This window comes from Bradyrhizobium sp. HKCCYLRH3059 (assembly GCF_051168035.1).
GTDB lineage: Bacteria > Pseudomonadota > Alphaproteobacteria > Rhizobiales > Xanthobacteraceae > Bradyrhizobium.
Genome location: NZ_JBNPUF010000001.1, coordinates 1,283,388 through 1,302,728 on the forward strand (window position 1 = coordinate 1,283,388; position 19,341 = coordinate 1,302,728).

17 protein-coding genes are annotated in these 19,341 nt (G+C 65.6%); 1 reads left to right on the plus strand and 16 read right to left on the minus strand.

The features are described 5' to 3' along the window. Positions 1-60 precede the first annotated feature (60 nt). The 5 genes from ACQR13_RS05840 to ACQR13_RS05860 all read right to left on the minus strand — a co-directional run bounded on the left by ACQR13_RS05840 (position 61) and on the right by ACQR13_RS05860 (position 8,038). The gene (locus ACQR13_RS05840; protein WP_316172668.1) at positions 61-867 is read right to left on the minus strand and encodes a DsbA family protein; all 807 of its coding nucleotides are present in this window, start codon (positions 865-867) and stop codon (positions 61-63) included. Positions 868-954: 87 nt separating this feature from the next. Further along, positions 955-3,444 carry a hypothetical protein gene (locus ACQR13_RS05845; RefSeq protein WP_316172667.1) on the minus strand — a complete coding sequence of 830 codons (2,490 nt, stop codon included), beginning with the start codon at positions 3,442-3,444 and terminating at the stop codon, positions 955-957. 38 nt (positions 3,445-3,482) lie between these two features. Then, complete coding sequence (locus ACQR13_RS05850) at positions 3,483-4,667, minus strand: hypothetical protein (RefSeq protein ID WP_316172666.1); 1,185 nt, start codon at positions 4,665-4,667, stop codon at positions 3,483-3,485. 1,159 nt (positions 4,668-5,826) lie between these two features. Beyond that, on the minus strand, positions 5,827-6,666 hold the full coding sequence (locus tag ACQR13_RS05855) for an NlpC/P60 family protein (RefSeq protein ID WP_316172665.1): 840 nt from the start codon (positions 6,664-6,666) through the stop codon (positions 5,827-5,829). Continuing rightward, positions 6,659-8,038, minus strand: a complete 1,380-nt coding sequence (locus ACQR13_RS05860; protein ID WP_316172664.1) for a leucyl aminopeptidase family protein — start codon at positions 8,036-8,038, stop codon at positions 6,659-6,661. Before ACQR13_RS05860 ends, ACQR13_RS05855 begins: the two co-directional genes overlap by 8 nt. Positions 8,039-8,231: 193 nt before the next feature. Here ACQR13_RS05860 and ACQR13_RS05865 point away from each other — a divergent pair, with 193 nt between their 5' ends. After that, positions 8,232-9,041: a tetratricopeptide repeat protein gene (locus ACQR13_RS05865; RefSeq protein WP_316172663.1), complete on the plus strand. Its 810-nt coding sequence runs from the start codon at positions 8,232-8,234 to the stop codon at positions 9,039-9,041. Positions 9,042-9,066: 25 nt separating this feature from the next. On the opposite strand, the gene ACQR13_RS05870 is transcribed toward ACQR13_RS05865, so the two are convergent. The 11 genes from ACQR13_RS05870 to ACQR13_RS05920 all read right to left on the minus strand — a co-directional run bounded on the left by ACQR13_RS05870 (position 9,067) and on the right by ACQR13_RS05920 (position 19,316). Beyond that, positions 9,067-10,308 (minus strand): Zn-dependent hydrolase, encoded by a 1,242-nt coding sequence (locus ACQR13_RS05870; protein ID WP_315825980.1) that lies wholly within the window; start codon positions 10,306-10,308, stop codon positions 9,067-9,069. Positions 10,309-10,392: 84 nt separating this feature from the next. Continuing rightward, the gene (locus tag ACQR13_RS05875) at positions 10,393-11,367 is read right to left on the minus strand and encodes a type II secretion system F family protein (protein WP_315753445.1); all 975 of its coding nucleotides are present in this window, start codon (positions 11,365-11,367) and stop codon (positions 10,393-10,395) included. An 8-nt stretch (positions 11,368-11,375) separates the two neighbouring features. Further along, positions 11,376-12,350 carry a type II secretion system F family protein gene (locus ACQR13_RS05880; RefSeq protein WP_315713811.1) on the minus strand — a complete coding sequence of 325 codons (975 nt, stop codon included), beginning with the start codon at positions 12,348-12,350 and terminating at the stop codon, positions 11,376-11,378. 11 nt (positions 12,351-12,361) lie between these two features. Beyond that, the gene (locus ACQR13_RS05885; protein WP_434862651.1) at positions 12,362-13,825 is read right to left on the minus strand and encodes a CpaF family protein; all 1,464 of its coding nucleotides are present in this window, start codon (positions 13,823-13,825) and stop codon (positions 12,362-12,364) included. A 21-nt stretch (positions 13,826-13,846) separates the two neighbouring features. Then, positions 13,847-15,115, minus strand: coding sequence for an AAA family ATPase (locus ACQR13_RS05890; RefSeq protein WP_315713813.1), 1,269 nt, complete (start codon positions 15,113-15,115; stop codon positions 13,847-13,849). After that, positions 15,112-15,852: a CpaD family pilus assembly protein gene (locus tag ACQR13_RS05895; RefSeq protein ID WP_315713814.1), complete on the minus strand. Its 741-nt coding sequence runs from the start codon at positions 15,850-15,852 to the stop codon at positions 15,112-15,114. The genes ACQR13_RS05890 and ACQR13_RS05895 overlap by 4 nt, the downstream gene beginning before the upstream one ends. Before the next feature lie 22 nt (positions 15,853-15,874). Beyond that, positions 15,875-17,356, minus strand: coding sequence for a type II and III secretion system protein family protein (locus ACQR13_RS05900; protein ID WP_315714366.1), 1,482 nt, complete (start codon positions 17,354-17,356; stop codon positions 15,875-15,877). A 17-nt stretch (positions 17,357-17,373) separates the two neighbouring features. Further along, positions 17,374-18,174: a Flp pilus assembly protein CpaB gene (gene cpaB, locus ACQR13_RS05905; RefSeq protein WP_315713815.1), complete on the minus strand. Its 801-nt coding sequence runs from the start codon at positions 18,172-18,174 to the stop codon at positions 17,374-17,376. A 126-nt stretch (positions 18,175-18,300) separates the two neighbouring features. Continuing rightward, positions 18,301-18,825 (minus strand): A24 family peptidase, encoded by a 525-nt coding sequence (locus ACQR13_RS05910; protein ID WP_315734617.1) that lies wholly within the window; start codon positions 18,823-18,825, stop codon positions 18,301-18,303. A gap of 109 nt (positions 18,826-18,934) precedes the next feature. Beyond that, the gene (locus ACQR13_RS05915) at positions 18,935-19,069 is read right to left on the minus strand and encodes a hypothetical protein (RefSeq protein ID WP_316172662.1); all 135 of its coding nucleotides are present in this window, start codon (positions 19,067-19,069) and stop codon (positions 18,935-18,937) included. An 82-nt stretch (positions 19,070-19,151) separates the two neighbouring features. After that, positions 19,152-19,316, minus strand: coding sequence for a Flp family type IVb pilin (locus tag ACQR13_RS05920; RefSeq protein ID WP_231317342.1), 165 nt, complete (start codon positions 19,314-19,316; stop codon positions 19,152-19,154). Positions 19,317-19,341: the final 25 nt, after the last annotated feature.

Here is a 19,341-nt window from a genome sequence, read left to right on the forward strand (position 1 = left end):
TCGCGCGCTGCACAAATCGAGACCTCGGGCGTCGATGCATATCTTCGCGATCGGAGCGTACTACTGGCGAGCCTGCTGAATTCTGGCCTTCAGCGTGGCAAGTCCGACCGCGCCGACGATGACATTGCCGCCGATGACATAGCTCGGCGTCCCGTTCAATCCCAATTTCTGCGCAAGATTGCCGCTCTCATCGAGGCTTTGGCGCACCTCCAGGCTGTCCATGTCCTTTTCAAGCTGAGCAACGTCGAGACCGATCGTCTGCGCGATGGCCAACGCGCGCGCCTTGTCGGCGGGTCCGCTGCTTTGGAGCAGCCGCTGATGAAAGTCGAGGTATTTCGCGCCCGTCGGGTCTTGCATGCGTACCGCTACCGCGACGCGCGCCGCCTCCAGCGAGCCGGGGCCGAGGATCGGAAATTCCTTGAGCACGATCTTGAGCTTGGGGTCGCTCTTCAACAATTCGAGTATCTCGCCGAGCGCGCGCTTGCAGTAGCCGCAGCTGTAATCGAAGAACTCGACCAGGGTGACATCACCCAGCGGGTTGCCGAGCGTGACCTGGTGCGCGGACGCGAACAAGGCCGGCGCATTTTGCTTGACCAGTGCGGTCTTGTCGGAGCCGGGCGCTGCCGCCGGCATCGCGGCTTGCCGCTTCTTGATCAGGTCGGAGATGGCCTGTTGCACGGCTTCGGGGTGCTTGGCGAGGTAGTCCTTCACGACCTGCTCGATTTCTTCGGGATGGGTCGCTATGTAGTCCTTGACGATCGCCTCGATGTCGCTGCGCGAACTCTCCGCTCGGCCGGGCTGCACGCAAAGCAAAGACAGCGTGAAGACGGCAGCCGCCGTGGCAACGCTACGGATCAAATTGGTCATCGGTCATCCTCCATATGGCTGCCGACTTCCGCAGTTGGCGTGCAGCAATGATTTGCGAATTCGTGTCCTCGTGCATCGCTGCTTCCTTCATCGTCGCGGCATCATCATGCCGGGCGGGGGGACCGGTCTGACCCCCCGCATGCGCGGCGCAAATCGGCCGGTCGGCCGGCAGCGCGCGCCAAGCGGCCCCGGAATCCAACCGGGGGGGCAGACGATCGGGCGACCGACATCCGGCGCCTGCCGGTCCCGCGTCACCCCCGGCTTGCGGGCCACGCACACGCCGTCGGCATTGCGCCGCTCACCAGGTTGGCACGTCGTCGGCAGCTTCGGAATCACGGGGACGACCGTGGTGGACTTCTTCTCGATCGTCTTGGAGCACTGGCTTCGATCCTTTGGGTCGACCGGGGCCGCGCAGCACTCGCCGCTCGTCGTCAGATTCGCGGACGCGCAGCATTTGCTATTCGCAGTCGGCACGAAGCCCGAGGCGCAACACTGTGAAAGTCTCGGCAGCCAGTGCAGCGGTATGCATAGCGTGCCGTCGGGGCTCGCAATCTGGCCGGCCGGGCAGCACTGTCCCTTCGATGTCGCCTGGCTCTTGAGACAGCACTTGCCGGCGATCTTCATATAGCCGGGCGCACAGCAGCCGGGGCATTTCCAGTCCGGAATTTTCGGCTTCAACGGATCGCACACGCCGTTCACCACGGTCGTCCCGCAGCAAAGTTGTTGGCCAATCGGGCCGGAATAGATCTGGCTGTTCTCGCAGCATTCATTGTTCGGGCCGATCGCCGTCTGGTTGACGCCGCACATCGGCTTGGCGATATCAGTCGACGGATTGTTGTTCGAACAGATGCCCCCCGGCTGCAGGTCTTTGGGCGAGCAGCATTGGCCATTGACCAGAACATTGGGCGGGGCGCAGCTCGACGCGCAGCTCTTGGTCTTGATGATCCAGATCTGATTGGGCGGACAAACCGATCCGTCCGAACCGCAGACATGGGTCTTGCAGGTCTGCAGACCCGGCGGCCTCGGCATGCCGGCGGGAGGCGGCGCGCCGGCTGGACGAGGCGCCAGCCGTATCCGTGCGGCTTCCCTTGTACACGCGCGCAAGATGGCGATATCTCCCATGTGCCCGCGAGCTGATAGATCGGGCGGCGCGTCGGCATAGTCGATGAAGTAACTGAGCAGCGGTGGCTCATCGCCGCGGCGGATGCGCCAGATCGGATTCCCCTGCAGTCCGTCGATCGCAAGCGCGTCGTTCTGGCCGAGTTGAGCCACGAGCTTGGGATCGGTGGCGTTGCGCAATTGTTCGCCGGTGGTCCAGACGAAGCCGCCGCAGGAGGCCGGATTCATGGTCCCGCCCATGTCGTAGCTGTAGCCGATCGCGACGCCGCCATTGCCATTGCGGAAACGTTCGGGGAATCCCACCGCATATTCGTCCGGCAAGGGCTGCCAGATCGGCTGCTTGATCTCAGTGACACCGATCAGCGTATAGCGCAGCACGCGGCCGATCGACGGCGCGGACAAGGCCTCGAAATCCTGCGCCCCGGTCGGCGCCGGCCGCTCGGCCAAAAACATCCGTCCCTCATCGTCGAAAGTGATCCTGGAGATCTCGGTGGGACCGGCGGCGGACGGTACGACGACTTCGATTCTGGCGTCCGCACCGAACGAGCCGTTCGCGTTGAGCCCGACCGACCACACCCGCAAGCCCTCGGCGACCGCGTAGTAGAGCCGGCCGTCGCGAATGGCGAGGCCGAACACTCGCCGATCCGGTGCCGCGTAGCCCCAGGTCTCGGGCTGCGCGCTGTCGAATTGAGGACTCGTAATATCGACGCCTGGCCCGGCTGGCGCCGGCGCCGTTGGAAGTTCCGCGGCTGCGCTGCCGGCGACGCCGTGATCATAGACACCGAGGTCGACGCCGTTCGGGCCGAAGCGATGGATCAGCCCGGTCTCACGGTCGGCGACGAACAGAGACTTGGTCGCCGGATCATAGGCCAATCCCCCGAGCGCCGCGCCCGAATTGGCCTTGTCGCCCGTGGTGACATTCGCGAACAGCGTCACCGCGCCGGTGGCGCCATTGATCTTCCAGATCGATCCCGGACCGCCGCCCGGACCCCATTGTGCCGGCATGAAGGTCGCGCCGCTAGTCCCGAGCCTGACATGTTGCGGTCGACCTTCAGGTCCCGGCGCGACGATCGAGAGACCATAGGCGGATGTCGCCGCGACGTAAATGTTGGCGGGGGAACTGTCGTCCAGAGCGACGCCAAACACCTGCCCGATCGACTTCGCGCTGACGGTGAACGGTTTCGGCGCACCGACCAATTGCGCCTGGGGCGGACCGCCCATGCGTCTTAGATCGACGATGCGCAGCGACGGCCCTCCAGGATTGATGATGGTCCGAACGTCGGGATCCTGACCGGGCTCGATCTCGAACGGGCGAATAGCCCCGGAGAATCCGGTGACTGCAGCATCGCCGGGGGTGTAAACGCCGGGCGGCGTTTGCGCCGACGCGGGCCCCCCGAGTGCGAGAGGCAGGATCAGCAGCCAGGCGAGGTGCCGCATCGCACGGACGGCGGCTGTCATGGACGTCTGTCGGCCAAGCTCCATCATGTCGGTCCGCCTCATTTCGGCTGCTTGGGCCGCGGCTCGCAGGAGCCGGTCTTGACGTTGGGCACGGTGTCCGGCGGGCAACATTCTCCACAATTGGTCATCTGCGCGGGATTGCAGCAGCTCCCGTCAAAGGCCATTCCCTGGCTCTTGTCGGAGCAGGGCGTGACACAGGGGCTGTTCTTGTCGCCGCCGAGTCTTGTCTGTCCGGCCGGGCAGGCCGCGGGCGGACACATGCCGTAGGGCGCAAAGCCGAAGACCGCCACCTGGTTGGTGTCGTCGCACAGGCACTCGGAGAGCCCGTCCGACTTCAACGCGCCGGGATGGGTGTCCTTCGGGCAATCGCACGAGAACACGTACTTGCTATCGCCGGATCCGGGGTTGGGGACCTGTTGCCAGTGCGGCACCATCGGTTTCGGACAGGTGCAGTAACTGCTCCCTGTGTGGCAGGCATAGGCGCCGGGATCCGTGACCACCAGCGTCCCGTCGCCGGTTTCCACCATGCCCACGCCATATCGATCGTATTGATCCTGATAGACGCCTTTGCTGGAAGGGCTGAAGATCGAGCCGGGACCGCCGATGCCTTGACATTCCGGGTACCTCCACCACTCCATGTAAGGTACTTTTTCGCACGTCGCGTTGATCGCTGCGCATGTGGCTTGAACAGGCGGAAGGACCTCGCAATCCCCGCAGGACTGCATGCCAAGCTTTTCCTGCCCCCAGCACAGCGCCTCCTGAAGACATGAGCCGATTTCGGAACCCAATCCAACGGTGCTCTGCTCGCTCTTGCAGGCGCATTTCACGACGTCTGCGGCCGCGCCAATGGCTGCGAGCTCCTTGGAAAGATCGCCGAGAACATTTTCCGCGATCGCGTTGCCAAAGATCGTGTTCAGCTTGCTGACGACTTGGTCGGCGTTGCCCTGCGCCTCTGCGCAGAATTGATTGACCAGGGCTTGCCCTTTCCCCGTGTCCGACCCTGACAAGGCGACGCCGCTGAGTGCTGCGGTCAGTGCAATCGCTGCGTAGCGGCTTGCGTCATTCTCATAGACCGACTTGCACTCATATGCGGCGGACAGCGTCCCGATAAAGGCATCCGCGATGTCTTCTGGACTGCAGCCCGCCCGCGCCGGCGATGCCAGCAGAATCATCGCGGCGACGATGGCCGCTCCTTGAACCCGCCAGCGTCCTGCGCACACCATGGTCCGCCCCTCTGTCGCATCAACGTGGGCGTTCTTCTCAATTCCAGCCTTGCGCTAGATCAACAGAGGCGACGGCAGCCGCGCCATCGACCGACTGCGCCAACCGGCGCCATCAGGATCGACACCTCATCACCGCACGACCGCCGTTCTGCAAAGCTGCTCGTCGTGCCCGCCGCTCATCGACCGGCCACGGTGGAAAGCGCCTCCGCACCAGTCCTGCCCACCATGCGCGGCTTCCTCCCTTGGAAGCTTTCGGACGCCGGCCGCCCGAACATGCCGCGCCGTCAATCGTGCGGCCGGCATCCGAAACCCTTCACAGAAGCGGCAATCGTCTGCCGGGCCACGAATCTGTCGCTATACTCTCGAGATCGGGCGAATTACCAAAAGCGCCGACAGTCAGAATCTCAGCTCTCTTGGGCTGCGGCGAGAACCCACGCGATTGCGGGTGATTTGGCCGACGGGCGCGGTCCGCGAACGCCTGTCCAGTCCTCTCGCGAAAAATATTCATCTTTCTTTTTTTCGGAAATCGTGCATACTCCGCCCCGTCCTGCCCCACGAGAGGGACGTACGCGTCGTCACGGACGTCGGGTGCGGGATGCGATGGCCGCGATGATGTTGCAGTGTGCATGTGCGCACCGACGAACGGCGTCATGCGGACGGCGAAGTCGTGTGGTCCTGGCGCCCCGATGCTGGCGTCAAGGTCGCGGGAGCCGATGAGGCCTGCGGCCGACAGGGGCAAGAAAGCCGGTCCCTGGGGAGATCACGAAGTAAGTCGCAAAACATCGCGCAGGGAAGGCCGGATGTTCGGCCCGTACCTGTGGTGACTACCGCGTGCTTGTTGCACGCAACCACGGGTGCGGTCGGCACCCGGCCTTCCCTGCGCCCTCTCATGTTGCCGAGGGCGGATGATTGCAGCAGGACTCGGACCGATGCGGCCGCGAGAATGCGGATGCTTGCCCTGCTGTTTGGCGCGGCCTGTTGCTGTTTGATAGGTATATCGGACTCTTGCGCCGCTCTCTCCGCGTCATTGCGAGCGCAGCGAAGCAATCCAGAGTCGTGGGCGGGACTCTGGATTGCTTCGCTTACGCTCGCAATGACGGAGGAGGGAGCCTGCGTCTCAAAACCTCATCGGGAGGACGCGCCAGCGCGATGAGGCGAGTCAATCCAGCCGCTTGATCGCGAGCACATCGCTCCCGCTCGCCTTGATACGGGCAATCGCTTCGCCGATCGGCTCGATCTGCGTGGCCATATGAAACGCGTTGGCGTGGACGATCGTGTCAGCATCGCGCACGATGGCGACGTGGCCCTTCCAGAACATCAGATCGCCGCGGCGAAGCGGCTCTCCCCCGTCGAGCAAGCGCCCCAGCGCGGCGAGCTGCATGTCGCTGTCGCGCGGGCACGGCACACCCGCAGCATTCAACGACACCTGCACCAGGCCGGAGCAGTCGATGCCGAGGCTGCTCTTGCCGCCCCACAGATAGGGCGTACCGACGAAGCGCTCGGCGACCGCGACATAATCGGGCTCGATGGCACCGAGCAGCGCCACGTGCGGCTTCGGCACGAACCAGCCCTCGGCCGTCACGGCGAAGCTCGCGTCCTCGCGGACCACCGCGACAGCGGACCCCATCGGCAGCGTCGCGACCGGCGGCAGCTTGATCGACGGACCCGGGAACGCGAAGCTGCGCAGTGCGCTGATCTTGTGCGTTGGCGCCGCAGCCGGCGTTGCCAGCGCCGCCTCCGGCAGCCAGCCGACATACTGATCGGCTGCAAGCTGGCCCCAGGCCCAGCCCTCGCCATTGCGATCGTAGACTATGACGCGCTCGCCCTTCAGCGCCTGCGTCGCCAGCTCGGCGCCCGAATATGGCTGCTGGCGCAGCGGCGCGATCGGATCGATGACGACCAGCGCCTCGCCCTCGACGAAGCGCGCGGCCGTCACCTGTCCCTGGAGATGCTTCGCCGCGATGTCGCCGCGCGCGGGCGTGAGGCGCGGATCAGCCATAGCGCTCGCTCAGGAGCTTGTAGAGCGCGCGTGCGGCCTGGCACTCGCCGCCTTCGGGCCGGCCCGGCTTGGCCGACGGCGTCCAGGCGAAGATGTCGAGATGCAGCCAGCTCTTCGCGTGCTCGACGAAGCGCTGCAGGAACAGCGCGCAGGTGATTGAGCCGGCGAAGCCGCCCGAGGGCGCGTTGTTGATGGTCGCGACCTTGGAGTCGAGCCACGAGTCGTAAGGCGCCCATAGCGGCATCCGCCACAGCGGATCGTTCTCGGCGGCCGCGCAGCGCGCGACGTCCGCGGCGAGCGCCTCGTCCTGGGTGTAGAACGGCGGCAAATCGGGACCGAGTGCGACGCGCGCGGCGCCGGTCAGCGTGCCCATGTCGATCAGCAGGTCGGGCTTCTCCTCGTCGGCCAGCGCCAGCGCATCGGCCAGGACCAGCCGGCCCTCGGCATCGGTGTTGCCGATCTCGACGGTGAGGCCCTTGCGCGAGGGAAACACGTCGAGCGGACGGAAGGCGTTGCCGGCGACCGCGTTCTCGACCGCTGGAATCAGCACGCGCAGATGCAGCTTGAGCTTGGCGTCCATCACCATCTGCGCCAGCGCCAGCACGTTGGCGGCGCCGCCCATGTCCTTCTTCATCAAGAGCATGCTGCTCGACGGCTTCAGGTCGAGCCCGCCGGTGTCGAAGCAGACGCCCTTGCCGACCAGGGTCACCTTGGGATGCGATGGATCGCCCCAGACGAGCTCGATCAGCCGCGGCGCGCGGGTCGAGGCGCGACCGACGGCATGGATCAGCGGATGGTTCTGGCGCAGCAGATCGTCGCCGACGATGCTGGTGAAGCGCGCGCCGAAGCGGTCGGCGACCTGCTTCGCCGCGGCCTCGAGCTCCTCGGGTCCCATGTCGTTGGACGGCGTGTTGACGAGGTCGCGCGCCAATGTCGCCGCGTCGGCAAGGCGGTTCAGCTCGGCGGCGTCGACGCCATCCGGCGGAACGAGGCGGACCTCCGGCGTCTCGGTCTTGCGGTAGCGGCCGAAACGGTAGCTGCCGAGCGCAAAGGCGAGCGCGGCGAGCCGTGCATCATGCGGCGCATTGGCGAAGCGGTAGGTGCCGGCGGGCAGCAGGCCGGGCAGGGCGCCCGGCCGGAACAGGTCACGGTGCTTGGCGTCGTCGTCGAGGCCGAACAGCACCTGCGCGATGTGGCCGTCGGCGGCGGGCAACGCCAGATAGCTGCCTGGCTTTGCGGTGTAGACGTTGGCCTCGGCGAAGTTGCGTGCTTCAGCCGACAGGCTCTCCTTGATCCCCGGCCAGCTCGCCTTCGTTACGAAGGTGATCGGGATGGCGGACGTTGTGGAGGCGGTCTCGAACATCGACGGCATGCCTAATGGTTCCCTAACTGGCGCGCGGCAGCCAGACTTCGCAGAGTTTGAAGGCCGCTGCAATCACGCCGGCCGCCTGGCCCGCAAACCGACGCGGATGTGACGACTGCGCCTGGATCGCGCCATTAACCGGCTGTTAGCGTTAACAGTTTATTGCTGGCGCGTTCAATTCGCTCGTTCGAGTCCACGTGACATGCGTCAATCGTCTTCCATTCCCCGGCTGCTTGCGTCCGTTGCCCTCACCGCGCTCGTCGCTGCGGGCCTCGGCGGCTGCCAGACCATGTCCGACGTCACGGGCTCGCTGCGCAGCCGGGCCGAGCCGCCGCCGCCCGCGACCCCGCAGCGCGCGGTCGAGGTGTATGGCGAGCGCTACCGGGCCAACCCCAAGGATGCGGCCATCGCGGTCGCCTACGGCCAGGCGCTGCGCAACAACGGCCAGCGCGAGCAGGCGGTTGCGGTGCTGGAGCAGGCGACGCTCGCCAACGCCGGCAACAAGACCGTGCTCGCCGCCTATGGCCGAGCGCTGGCCGACAACGGCAATTTCAAGCTCGCATTCGACGTGCTGTCGCGCGCGCACTCGCCGGACAATCCCGATTGGAAGCTGCTGTCGGTGCAGGGCACGGTGCTTGACCAGATGGGCCGCCACGAGGAGGCGCGGCGCTATTACGATAGCGCGCTGAAGATCGTGCCCGGCGAGCCCTCGGTGCTGTCCAATCTCGGCCTGTCCTACATGCTGACGCGGGAGCTGCCGAAGGCCGAGGAGGTGCTGCGGCAGGCCTACGGCTCGCAGGGGGCGGACGCGCGGGTGCGCCAGAACCTCGCGCTCGTCGTCGGCCTGCAGGGACGCTTTGCGGAGGCCGAGCAGATCGCACGGGCCGATCTGCCGCCGGACGAGGCCGCCGCCAACGTCGCCTATCTCAAGCAGATGATTCAAGGGCAGAGCCAGGGCAAGGGCAAGGCGCGCAATGCCGCGCCGATGGCCGCGCTCAACCAGCCGGACTGACGACGTGCCTCGCTGATGACGTGGCCTATCGTGTCGCTCCTGTCAGCAGGCGGCGGCAGGTGTCGACGAACACGGCGGCGCCGGTGACGATGTCGGCATCGGAGGTGTTCTCGGTCCAGTGATGGCTGATGCCGCCGATCGACGGCACGAACAGCATGCCCGCCGGCATGATGGTGGCCAGCACCTGCGCGTCGTGTCCGGCGCCGCTCGGCATCCGCAGCGACTTGCCGGCGGCGAGATCGCGGCTGGCGGCCTCGATCGCATCCTGGGACGTGCCGTCCATCATGGCCGGCGCGCCGGTCCGGATGCGCTCGACCACGACCTGGCATGGACCTGCCGCTGACGCCTGCGCAGCCATCTCACGCAGCAGCTCTTCGAGCCGGTCGACGACGGCGGCATTGTCGTCGCGGATCTGGAACAGCATCTCGGCCTGGCCGGGGATGATGCTCGGTGCGCCCGGATCGAGCGTGATGCGTCCCGTGGTCCACACCGTGCGCGGGCCGCAGGCGGCCGGAAAGCGCGTATCGATCGCCACACAGAACTTGGCGAGCGCGAGCCCGGCATCCTTGCGCACCGCCATCCGCGTCGTGCCGGCATGGTTCTGCTCGCCGGTGAAGGTGATGCGGTATTGCCAGATGCCGACGATCGAGGTGACGACACCGATCTTGAGCCCGCTCGCCTCGAGCGTGTCGCCCTGCTCGATATGAGCTTCGAGATAGCCGATATGCCGGCCGCGCTCGGCCTGCAGGCGCGGCCGTCCGGCGAGGCCCATCTCGGCAAGCGCCTCCCGCATCGTACGCGGGCTGCTGCGGTCGCGGGCAGCATCGATTTCGGCCTCGCTGACGTCGCCGACATAGGACCGGCTGCCGAGCATGCTGCCGAAATGGCCCTCCTCGTCGCACCAGGAGGCGACCTCCACCGCACCGACAATGGACGGATCGGGATTGAGCACGCGCGCCGCCTCCAGCGCGTAGACGACACCGAGCGGGCCATCGAGCCAGCCGGCCTGGTTCTGGCTCTCCAGATGCGATCCGGCCAGCAGCTTGGGGCCTGGCTTGGCGCTGGTGCCTAGCACGTTGCCGATGCCGTCGATATCAGGCGTCAGCTGCGCGTCGGGCAGGCGCTCGGCGAGCCAAGCGAGCGATTGACGATGGGCGTCGGAGAAGGTCGGCCGGTGCACGCCGGTCTTGTAGGTGCCGAAGGCGCGCAGTGCGTTCAGATCGGCGAGGACGCGGGCGCCATCGGCGCGGCGGAGCTTGTCGGACATCAGGCGGAGACCTCGATCATGCGCCGCCTAGCTTCCAGCGTAGAGCCGCGACCGCAAGCGAAATTTTTCGCGAGCGGTCTACCTCTACTGCATGGCCGCGACCTTGATGCCGGTCGGTCCCAGAATGACCACGAACAGCACCGGCAGGAAGAACAGGATCATCGGCACCGTCAGCTTCGGCGGCAGCGCGGCCGCCTTCTTCTCGGCCTCGTTCATGCGCATGTCGCGATTTTCCTGCGCCATCACGCGCAGCGATTGCCCGAGCGGGGTGCCGTAGCGCTCCGATTGCTGGAGCGCGAGGCAGACCGACTTCACGCCTTCGAGGCCGGTGCGCCGGGCGAGGTTCTCGTAGGCCACCTTGCGGTCCTGCAGGTAGGAGAGCTCCGCGGTGGTCAGCGTGAACTCCTCCGACAGCGCGATCGACTGGCTCGAGATCTCGATCGCCACGCGGCGGAAGGCGGCCTCGATCGACATGCCGGATTCGATGCAGATCAGCAGCAGGTCGAGCGCGTCGGGAAACGCGCGCTTGATCGACAGCTGCCGCTTGGAAATCGCGTTGCTCAGGAACAGCATCGGAGCCTGCAGGCCGAGATAGGCCATGCCGACGCAGATGCCGATCTTGACCGGCATCGATTTCTGCAGATGCGCGATCACGAAGACGTACAGCACGGAACCGACGAACAGAACCAGCGGCGTCACCAGGCGCGCGAACAGGAAGGTGATGTAGGGCGCCTGGCCGCGGTAGCCCGCCATGATGAGCTTCTCGCGGGCCGCCTCCTGAGCGAGCCATTTGGTGAGGTTGAAATCCTCCACCACACGAGAGATGAGCTGCTTCGGCGTCTGCCGCAACGAGACCTTCTCGCCGGCGTTCAACCGCTCGCGCTCGCGCTGCTTGATCCGCTCGCGTTCGCTGGCGACCGCCTTCATGCGCTTGTTCAGGTTCTCGCCTGCAAACAGCGGCATGATCAGCGTATAGACGGTGGCCGTCGCCGCGATGGCGGCGAAGAACATCGTCATGAAGTGCGGGTCGTGCAGCTTGGAGACCAGAATGTCGACCATGGTCCACCTCAGAAATCGAAATTGATCATCTTCTTCATGACCAGGATGCCCATCGACATCCAGATCACGCAGCCGACCAGCATCAACTGGCCGGTCGGATGGGTCCAGAGCAACGAGATGTAGTCGGGCGTGCTCAGATAGACCAGCAGCATCACGATCGGTGGCAGCGATCCGATGATGCCCGCGGACGCCTTGGCCTCCATCGACATCGCCTGGATCTTCTCGCTCATCTTCTTGCGGTCGCGCAGCACCTTCGAGAGGTTGCCGAGCGCCTCGGAGAGATTGCCGCCCGACTTCTGCTGGATCGCGATGACGATGCCGAAGAAGTTGGCTTCGGGAAGCGGCATCCGTTCATAGAGCCGCGCACAAGCCTCGCCGAGCGGCATGCCGATCGCCTGGGTCTCGATGATCCCGAGGAACTCGCTGCGCAAAGGCTCCGGCGCGTCGGCGGCGACGACCTTGATGGATTCGAACAGCGGCAGGCCCGCCTTGATGCCGCGCACGATCACGTCGACGGCGTCCGGCAATGCCGCCAGGAATTTCTTCTCGCGCCGCTTCTTGAGGTAGCCGAGGATCCAACGCGGCAGACCGAGACCGGCGGCGAAGCCGAGCCCGAGCGCGCCGAGCGGGCCGCCACCGGCGAAGAAGGCAACGGCGCAGACGACGAAGCCGAGGACACCGGAAACGATCCAGAATTTCTGCACGGTCCAGTCGAGTCCAGCCTGCGAAATCCGCATGTTCAGCGGGACTTTACTCTGCTTCTGGGCCTTCGCCTCGAGATCCTTCAGCGAGGACTCGACCTGCTCGCGGCGCGAGCGTTGGCTGCGTTCGGCCTGTCGGACCACCGGCTCGGACTTGGCGACGGTGCTGCGCCGCTGCTCGGCCTTCCGCTCACCCGACAGCAGGGGATAAAGGAACACCCAGGCGATGCCGCCGATCGCGGTGGCGGCGAGGAAGGCAAGGGCGAGAGCCTGAAGCTTCATGGGGTCTCTCCTCAGTCCTTGCTCGCAACTTCGGCGGCATCGAGTGCAGCCGCAAGCCGCTTCTCTTCGCCGTAGTAGCGCGCACGTTCCCAGAACCGCGGCCGGCCGATTCCGGTCGAGCGGTGGCGCCCGATGATCTTGCCGTTCGCGTCCTCGCCGATCATGTCGTAGAGGAAGATGTCCTGGGTGATGATGGTGTCGCCTTCCATGCCCATCACCTCGGTGATGTGCGTGATGCGGCGGGAGCCGTCGCGCAGGCGCGCCGCCTGGACGATGACGTCGATCGAGGCGCAGATCATCTCACGGATGGTCCGCGACGGCAGCGAGAAACCGCCCATCGTGATCATGGATTCGCAGCGGGACAACGCCTCGCGCGGGTTGTTGGCGTGCAGCGTGCCCATCGATCCGTCGTGACCGGTGTTCATGGCCTGCAGCAGGTCGAAGGCCTCGGGTCCGCGGACCTCGCCGACGATGATGCGCTCGGGCCGCATACGCAGGCAGTTTCTCACCAGCTCGCGCATCGTCACCTGGCCTTCGCCCTCGATGTTGGGCGGCCGGGTTTCGAGGCGCACCACATGTGGCTGCTGCAGCTGGAGCTCGGCGGCGTCCTCGCAGGTGATGACGCGCTCGTCGTGATCGATATAGTTGGTCAGACAGTTCAACAGCGTGGTCTTGCCCGAACCGGTACCGCCGGAGATCAGCACGTTGCAGCGGACGCGACCGATGATCTGCAGGATCTCCGCGCCCTCCGCCGAGATCGCGCCGAACTTGACGAGCTGATCGAGCGTCAGCTTGTCCTTCTTGAACTTACGAATGGTGAGCGCGGGGCCGTCGATCGCCAGCGGCGGAACAATGGCGTTGACGCGCGAGCCGTCGGCGAGACGCGCGTCGCAGATCGGTGACGATTCGTCGACGCGGCGGCCGACCTGGCTGACGATGCGCTGGCAGATGTTCAGGAGCTGCTGGTTGTCGCGGAACCGGATGCCCGTGCGCTGGATCTTGCCGTTGACTTCGATAAAGACCGTACCGGCGCCGTTGACCATGATGTCGGCGATGTCGTCACGCGACAGCAGCGGCTCCAGCGGGCCATAGCCGAGCACGTCGTTGCAGATATCGTCGAGCAGCTCTTCCTGCTCGGCGATCGACATCACGATATTCTTGATCGCGATGATCTCGTTGACGATGTCGCGGATTTCCTCGCGCGCGGATTCGCCGTCGAGCTTGGCCAGCTGAGCGAGATCGATCGCCTCGATCAGCGCCCCGAAGATCGTCGCCTTGACCTGATAGTAACTGTCCGAACGCCGGGTCTCGACAACCGGTGGTGGCGGCGGCGGAGCCTGCCGGGTCGGAGCCAGAGGTGGCGACGGCACGGCCGGAGACGCCGCGCGTGGTGCAGCCGGCGCCGGCTCGGGCGCCGGCGCGGCCGGCCTGAGGGCCCTGGTATCGTTGTCCAATCCGCTACGCTTACCAAACACGACTTAGAACTCCACGCGTGCTTACTTCGCCCTCAGCTTGTCCAGCAGAGGCGACAGGAAGGAGCCTTTCGGCTTCTTTGTCTCGCTGCGGCCGGTGAGCCGCTGCGCGATCTGGAGAAACATCTCCGTCGTCCGATGGCTGGGAGACATCTCCGCAATCATCTGGCCGTTGTTGGCGGCCGCGCCGAAGATCTGCGGCTCGAACGGGATCGTTGCGATCGGCGGGCTTTCGATCGCCTTGGCGAACTCGCTCGCATTGATCTCGGGCCGCTTGGGAACGCCGACCTGGTTCAAGCAGTAGAGCGGCATGCGATCGTTCGGCCGGGCGGCCTTGAGGAGATCGAACATGTTCTTGGTGTTGCGCAGCGAGGCGAGATCCGGCGCCGCGACGATCAGGATATCATCCGCGGAGATCAGCGCCCGCTTGGTCCAGCCTGCCCATTGATGCGGAACATCGAGCACGATGCATGGCATCGAGGCCCGCAGCGTGTCGAAGACCGCATCGAATGCCTCGGCGCCGAAATCGTAGACCCGGTCGAGCGTCGCAGGCGCGGCCAGCAGGCTCAGATGATCGGTGCATTTCGACAGCAGCCGGTCCATGAAGGCGATGTCGATCCGGTCCGGTGAGAAGACGGCGTCCGCGATGCCCTGCGCGGGATCCTGGTTGTAGTCGAGGCCGGCGGTGCCGAACGCCAAATCGAGATCTGCCACCACGGAGTCCATCGACAGGTCGCGCGCAATCGCCCAGGCGATGTTATGGGCGAGGGTCGAAGCTCCGACGCCGCCCTTGGCGCCGACGACCGCAACGATGCGCCCGACGGCCTTGGCTTCCGGCGCGGAGAACAGGTTGCAGATCGAGCGGACGACGTCGATCGGCGTCACTGGCGACAGCACATAGTCGCTGACGCCGCGCCGAACCAGCTCGCGATACAGCGTGACGTCGTTGACGCGGCCGATCACGACGACGCGCGTGCCCGGGTCGCAAACCGTCGCGAGCTGATCCAGGCCGGCCAGGATGTCGGTGCGTGCATCCGTCTCCAGGATGATGACGTTCGGGGTCGGGGCAGACCGGTAGGCCTCGATCGCCGCCGCCATGCCACCCATCTGAACCTTCAGATGGGCCTTGCCGAGGCGCCGGTCCTCACCGGCGGCCTGAACCGTCGCGGCGGTTTCCACCGTCTCACAGAACGCCTGCACGGACACGCGCGGCGCGGGCGCGATGTGATCGTCGGCCGGCGGCGGCACGACGTCAGGCTGCTCCTCTTGGGTCTGTCGGGCGTAGCTGATCATTTGCCTGTGTCGCTGAGTTTGGCCTTATCGGCCTCTGGATACGTGATCGCGGTTGATTGTCCCTTGCGATATTTGTCGAACAATGCCGTGCGCCGGGTGGTATAGGACGGCGTTTCGGATCGCGGCTGCACGAGATCCGACGGGTTGGCGACCATTGCCGCCATGTTGCGCTGGTAGGCGCAGCCGTAGTTCCAGTCAGGCTTGTTGTCGAACCAGTTCTTGTTCTTGATCGACGGCCCGAGGTCATCCGGCCAGATCCCGCAGGGCCCCACCGTGGCCGACATTTTTGGATAGCTCAGCCGGATCGCGGCCATCTGGCGCGGGTCCTTCGGCTGATAGTTGCGTACGGTGATGCCGTGCGGCGGGACGCCGGCGGCGGCCAGCAGGGAGTGAATCTCCCGCATCGAGTCAGCGGCCGCCCGTGCGTTGGGGGTGCCGCTCGGTACGTCGGCGCTGATCGCGCCCGTGCCTTGGCGAATCCAGCTCTGGGCCAGTCCCATCACGTCGGCGCGCTGCTCGGCCGTCAGGCCGCCACGACCCTGGCCGACGAAGACCACCAGGGAGTCCGGGGCCTCCTGGATCGCGATCGGGTGGCGCAGCCGGTAGTCGTCGGGGATGCTCGCCGTGGTGGCGGCGTCTCTGGTGTAGTTGCAGGCGCCGAGCAGGGCTGCGGCTCCGGCGAGCGCTGCGGCAAGGGGCAGGCGTCGGTATCGGGCGGGGCTGGATGTGGTGGTCATCGTTGCAGGTCCTTGTCCCGGCTCAGTCCGTGATGAAGCCATAGGTGCCGCGATAGTTGCGTCCGGGTTCGACCCGGCCGGGTACGCCGTAGATGCGGTTGATGCTACCCAGGAGATCGGCCTGGGGGTCGGACGCGGCCGCAAAGCCGTCGTCAGGGCGGGAGAGATCCTTCTGTGCCACGGCGCGGACGACGAACGGCGTCACCAGAACCATCAGTTCGGTCTGGTTGTTGACGTAGTCGCGGCTGCGGAACAGCGCGCCGAGGACCGGCAGCTGCATCAGGCCCGGCATGCCGCTGATCGCCTGCTTGGTCTGCTGCTGGATCAGGCCGGCCATCGCCATGGCGCCGCCGGAGGGAATTTCGAGCGTGGTCTCGGCGCGCCGGGTCTTGATCGATGGAACCGTCAACGAGTTGACCGTCGTCGAGCTGACGGCTTGCGACAGCGTGATCGAGTTCTCGTTTGAGAGCTCCGAGACCTCGGTCATCACCCGCATCGAGATCCGGCCCTCGCTGAGCACGACGGGCGTGAAGTTGAGCGAGATGCCGAACTTCTTGAAGCTGATCTGCGTCGTACAGACATGGGTCGTCGGATCGCAGGAGTAACCGGCGGGAACCGGAAACTCGCCGCCGGCGATGAAGGTCGCGGATTCGCCCGAGATGGCGGTCAGATTGGGTTCGGCGAGCGTACGGATCACGCCCGCGTTCTCCATCGCGCGCAGCGTCGCCTGCACCGTCGGGGTCGCCCCGCCCAACGCTGCGGTCACGGCGTTGTTGGAGACGAGATTGCTACCGTAGGCGGTGAACGGATTGGAGTTCGCGAATTTGACGACAGCAGTTCCGTAGTTGAGCTGGCCGGAGAGATCGATGCCGAGCTGCTTGACGACCGAGCGCTGCACCTCGGCGACCGTCACCTTCAGCATCACCTGGTCCCGGCCGCGCACGGTGATCGAGTTGACGACCTTGTCGGCGCCGCCGGCGAGCCGGGCGGCCAGTTCGCCGGCCTGCTGGGCTTCGATCTGGCTCGACGCCGAGCCGGTCAGCACGATGCTGTCGGCGAGGCCCTCGATCTGGATATCGGCATTCGGCAGCAACTGCTTCAGCGCCGCCCGGGCGCCGTTCAGGTCGCGCTTGACCGCGATGTCGTAGGCCGCGATCTGCTGGCCCTGCGCGTCGAAGAAGACGATATTCGTCTGACCGATCGCCGCACCAATGATGTAGGCGCGCTGAGAGGAGCGCACGACGGCATTCGCGATCTTCGGATCAGCGACAAGAACGTCCTTGATGTCGCGCGGCAGATCGATGACGACGGACTTGCCGATGCCGAGCGCAAGGAAACGTGCATTGATCTGGCCGTCCGCGGCGGCGGCTGCAGTCGCCGGGCGATAGTCTGCCGCGATCACCGGCGCGATCGCCGGATTGAGGGTCAGCGCAGCGGCGGCCGAAAACGACAGCGCGCGGACCAGCAGGGTCCGCATCTTCCGCTGATTTTCGCTGCAGGTCATCTGGGTGGTCCTCTTGCTCACTTCTGCGTCGTCATCGTGCTGGGAATGCCGAAGCGGACGACGGCAACGCTGTCGCTGCGCTTGCGGCTGGTCTCGTCCGTGCGGCGCTCGGCCACGTTGACGTCGGCGATGCTGCGGAGCGCCAGGGACAGCGTTCCGGTTTGACGGGCACGCGCGAGCGTCTCGGCCTGTTCCGGCTTCAGCTCCAGCGTGACGGTCTTGCCGACCACCGTGGTCTGGCCGTCCTTTTCCTTGGGGGCCTGATCGATCGCCAGCACACGGATGTTCGACAGGATGATATCGGAGCTGACGACGTCGCCCGCGTTGGGCTGATCCGGATTGCGTTCGCGCTTGGACAGGATCACGTCGACGCGGTCGTTCGGCAGGATGAAGCCGCCGGCGCCGGTCTCCGGAGAAATCTCGGTGGAAACGGCGCGCATGCCGGCCGGCAGGATCGCGGCCATGAAGCCCGAGCCGTCGGCCTTGACGAGCTTTTGTTCGCGGATGGGCTCGCCGGCAATGAACGGCGCCCGCGCAATCGTGCCGGTTATCTGCGTCTGTCCTTCAGGCCGCTCGTTGCGGCGGATGAAGCTGGCACTGGCCGTGGCCGCCGGCCAGCTCTGCCACTGCAGATCTTCGGGCTTGAGGGATTGGCCGAGGGCGATGTCGCCCTTGGCGACGAGAACGTCGACGGTCGGCATCTGCGGCGCGGGCGCGGCGACTTGAGCCGGCCGGTCGTCGGACCCGCTCGCGAGATATGCGGCCACGCCGCCAGCGCCTACAGCGATGGTCAGAACCACAATGCGTGCGGTATTCATACGCTTCACTTTCCACATGACGCCGCGACGTTTCCGCCGCCGTGATGGGAGTTGAGCAGTTATTCGTCAAAGCATGGTTAATGAGGCGTATCTAAATCGCCTTAACACCGCGTTGACACGGTGTGTTCAGAGCAATGCAAGGCGCGCAGCGTCGATCGCCTTCACCCAATCGGTCTCCGGATAGACCATCAGAGCGCCCAGGGCGAGCGCGATGCCATAGGGCACGCCGCTCTCCTTGGCGTGCAGGCGTGCAAGCCAGGGTTGCCCCGCCAGCATGTAGGGCAACGGCCATTGCCGGAACTGCATGAGGGCGAGGGTGAGCACGCCGCCGAAGATCGAGGCGTACAACAGGTAGTTCATCAGGTGGGCGAAGCCGAACCACAGGGCGGCGGCGGATGCGACCTTGGCGTCACCGCCGCCGATCCAGCCGAATGCAAAGCAGGTGAAAGCAATCACCAGCAGGGTCGCGCCCGCGCCCAGATGCATCAGCATGTCAGCCATGCTCATCCCGCTCAGCGGCGCCAGAACCAGGAAGCCGGCGACGAGCGCCAGGGAGACCCGGTTCGAAATGGTCATCGTGAACAGGTCGCTCGCCGCGGCAAAGGCCATCAGGGCCGGAAACAGCAGAAGGCGCGCGAGATCGAGGGTCATGGGCTCTCAATGGCATCGACGCGGGGCATGGGTGCGCCGCTGCGCCAGAGCCTAGCTGCAAGAAATAAACGATCGGGAAACAGCCGGAATGGCCGGCTGGTTGTCGTTCTCACCAGACGCTGACGATGCGGGCCGCCAGAGCGAGGATGGACAGGCCGAGGCCGCCGCAGATCCAGCGCAAGGCGACGTCGGCCCCGCTGGACGGAGGCCGGGACGCGGCTGCGGACAAAACGTGGTTACGCATCACTGAACGCCGCGAAGCTGAATGTGGAAATGATAAAGGCCCCGGATGTCCGGGGCCTTTTTTGCTCGGCCGTGACGACCGCTTACTTCAGCGAGGTGTTGATCGCGCCGAACTTGGAGCTCAGGCTGGAGCCGAGACCGTTCACCGCGGCAATGATCGCGAGCGAGATGCCGGCGGCGATCAGACCGTATTCGATCGCGGTCGCGCCGGATTCATCCTTCACGAAGCGAGCAAGAAGATTCTTCATAGGTAACTCCATGTACACGTGGCTG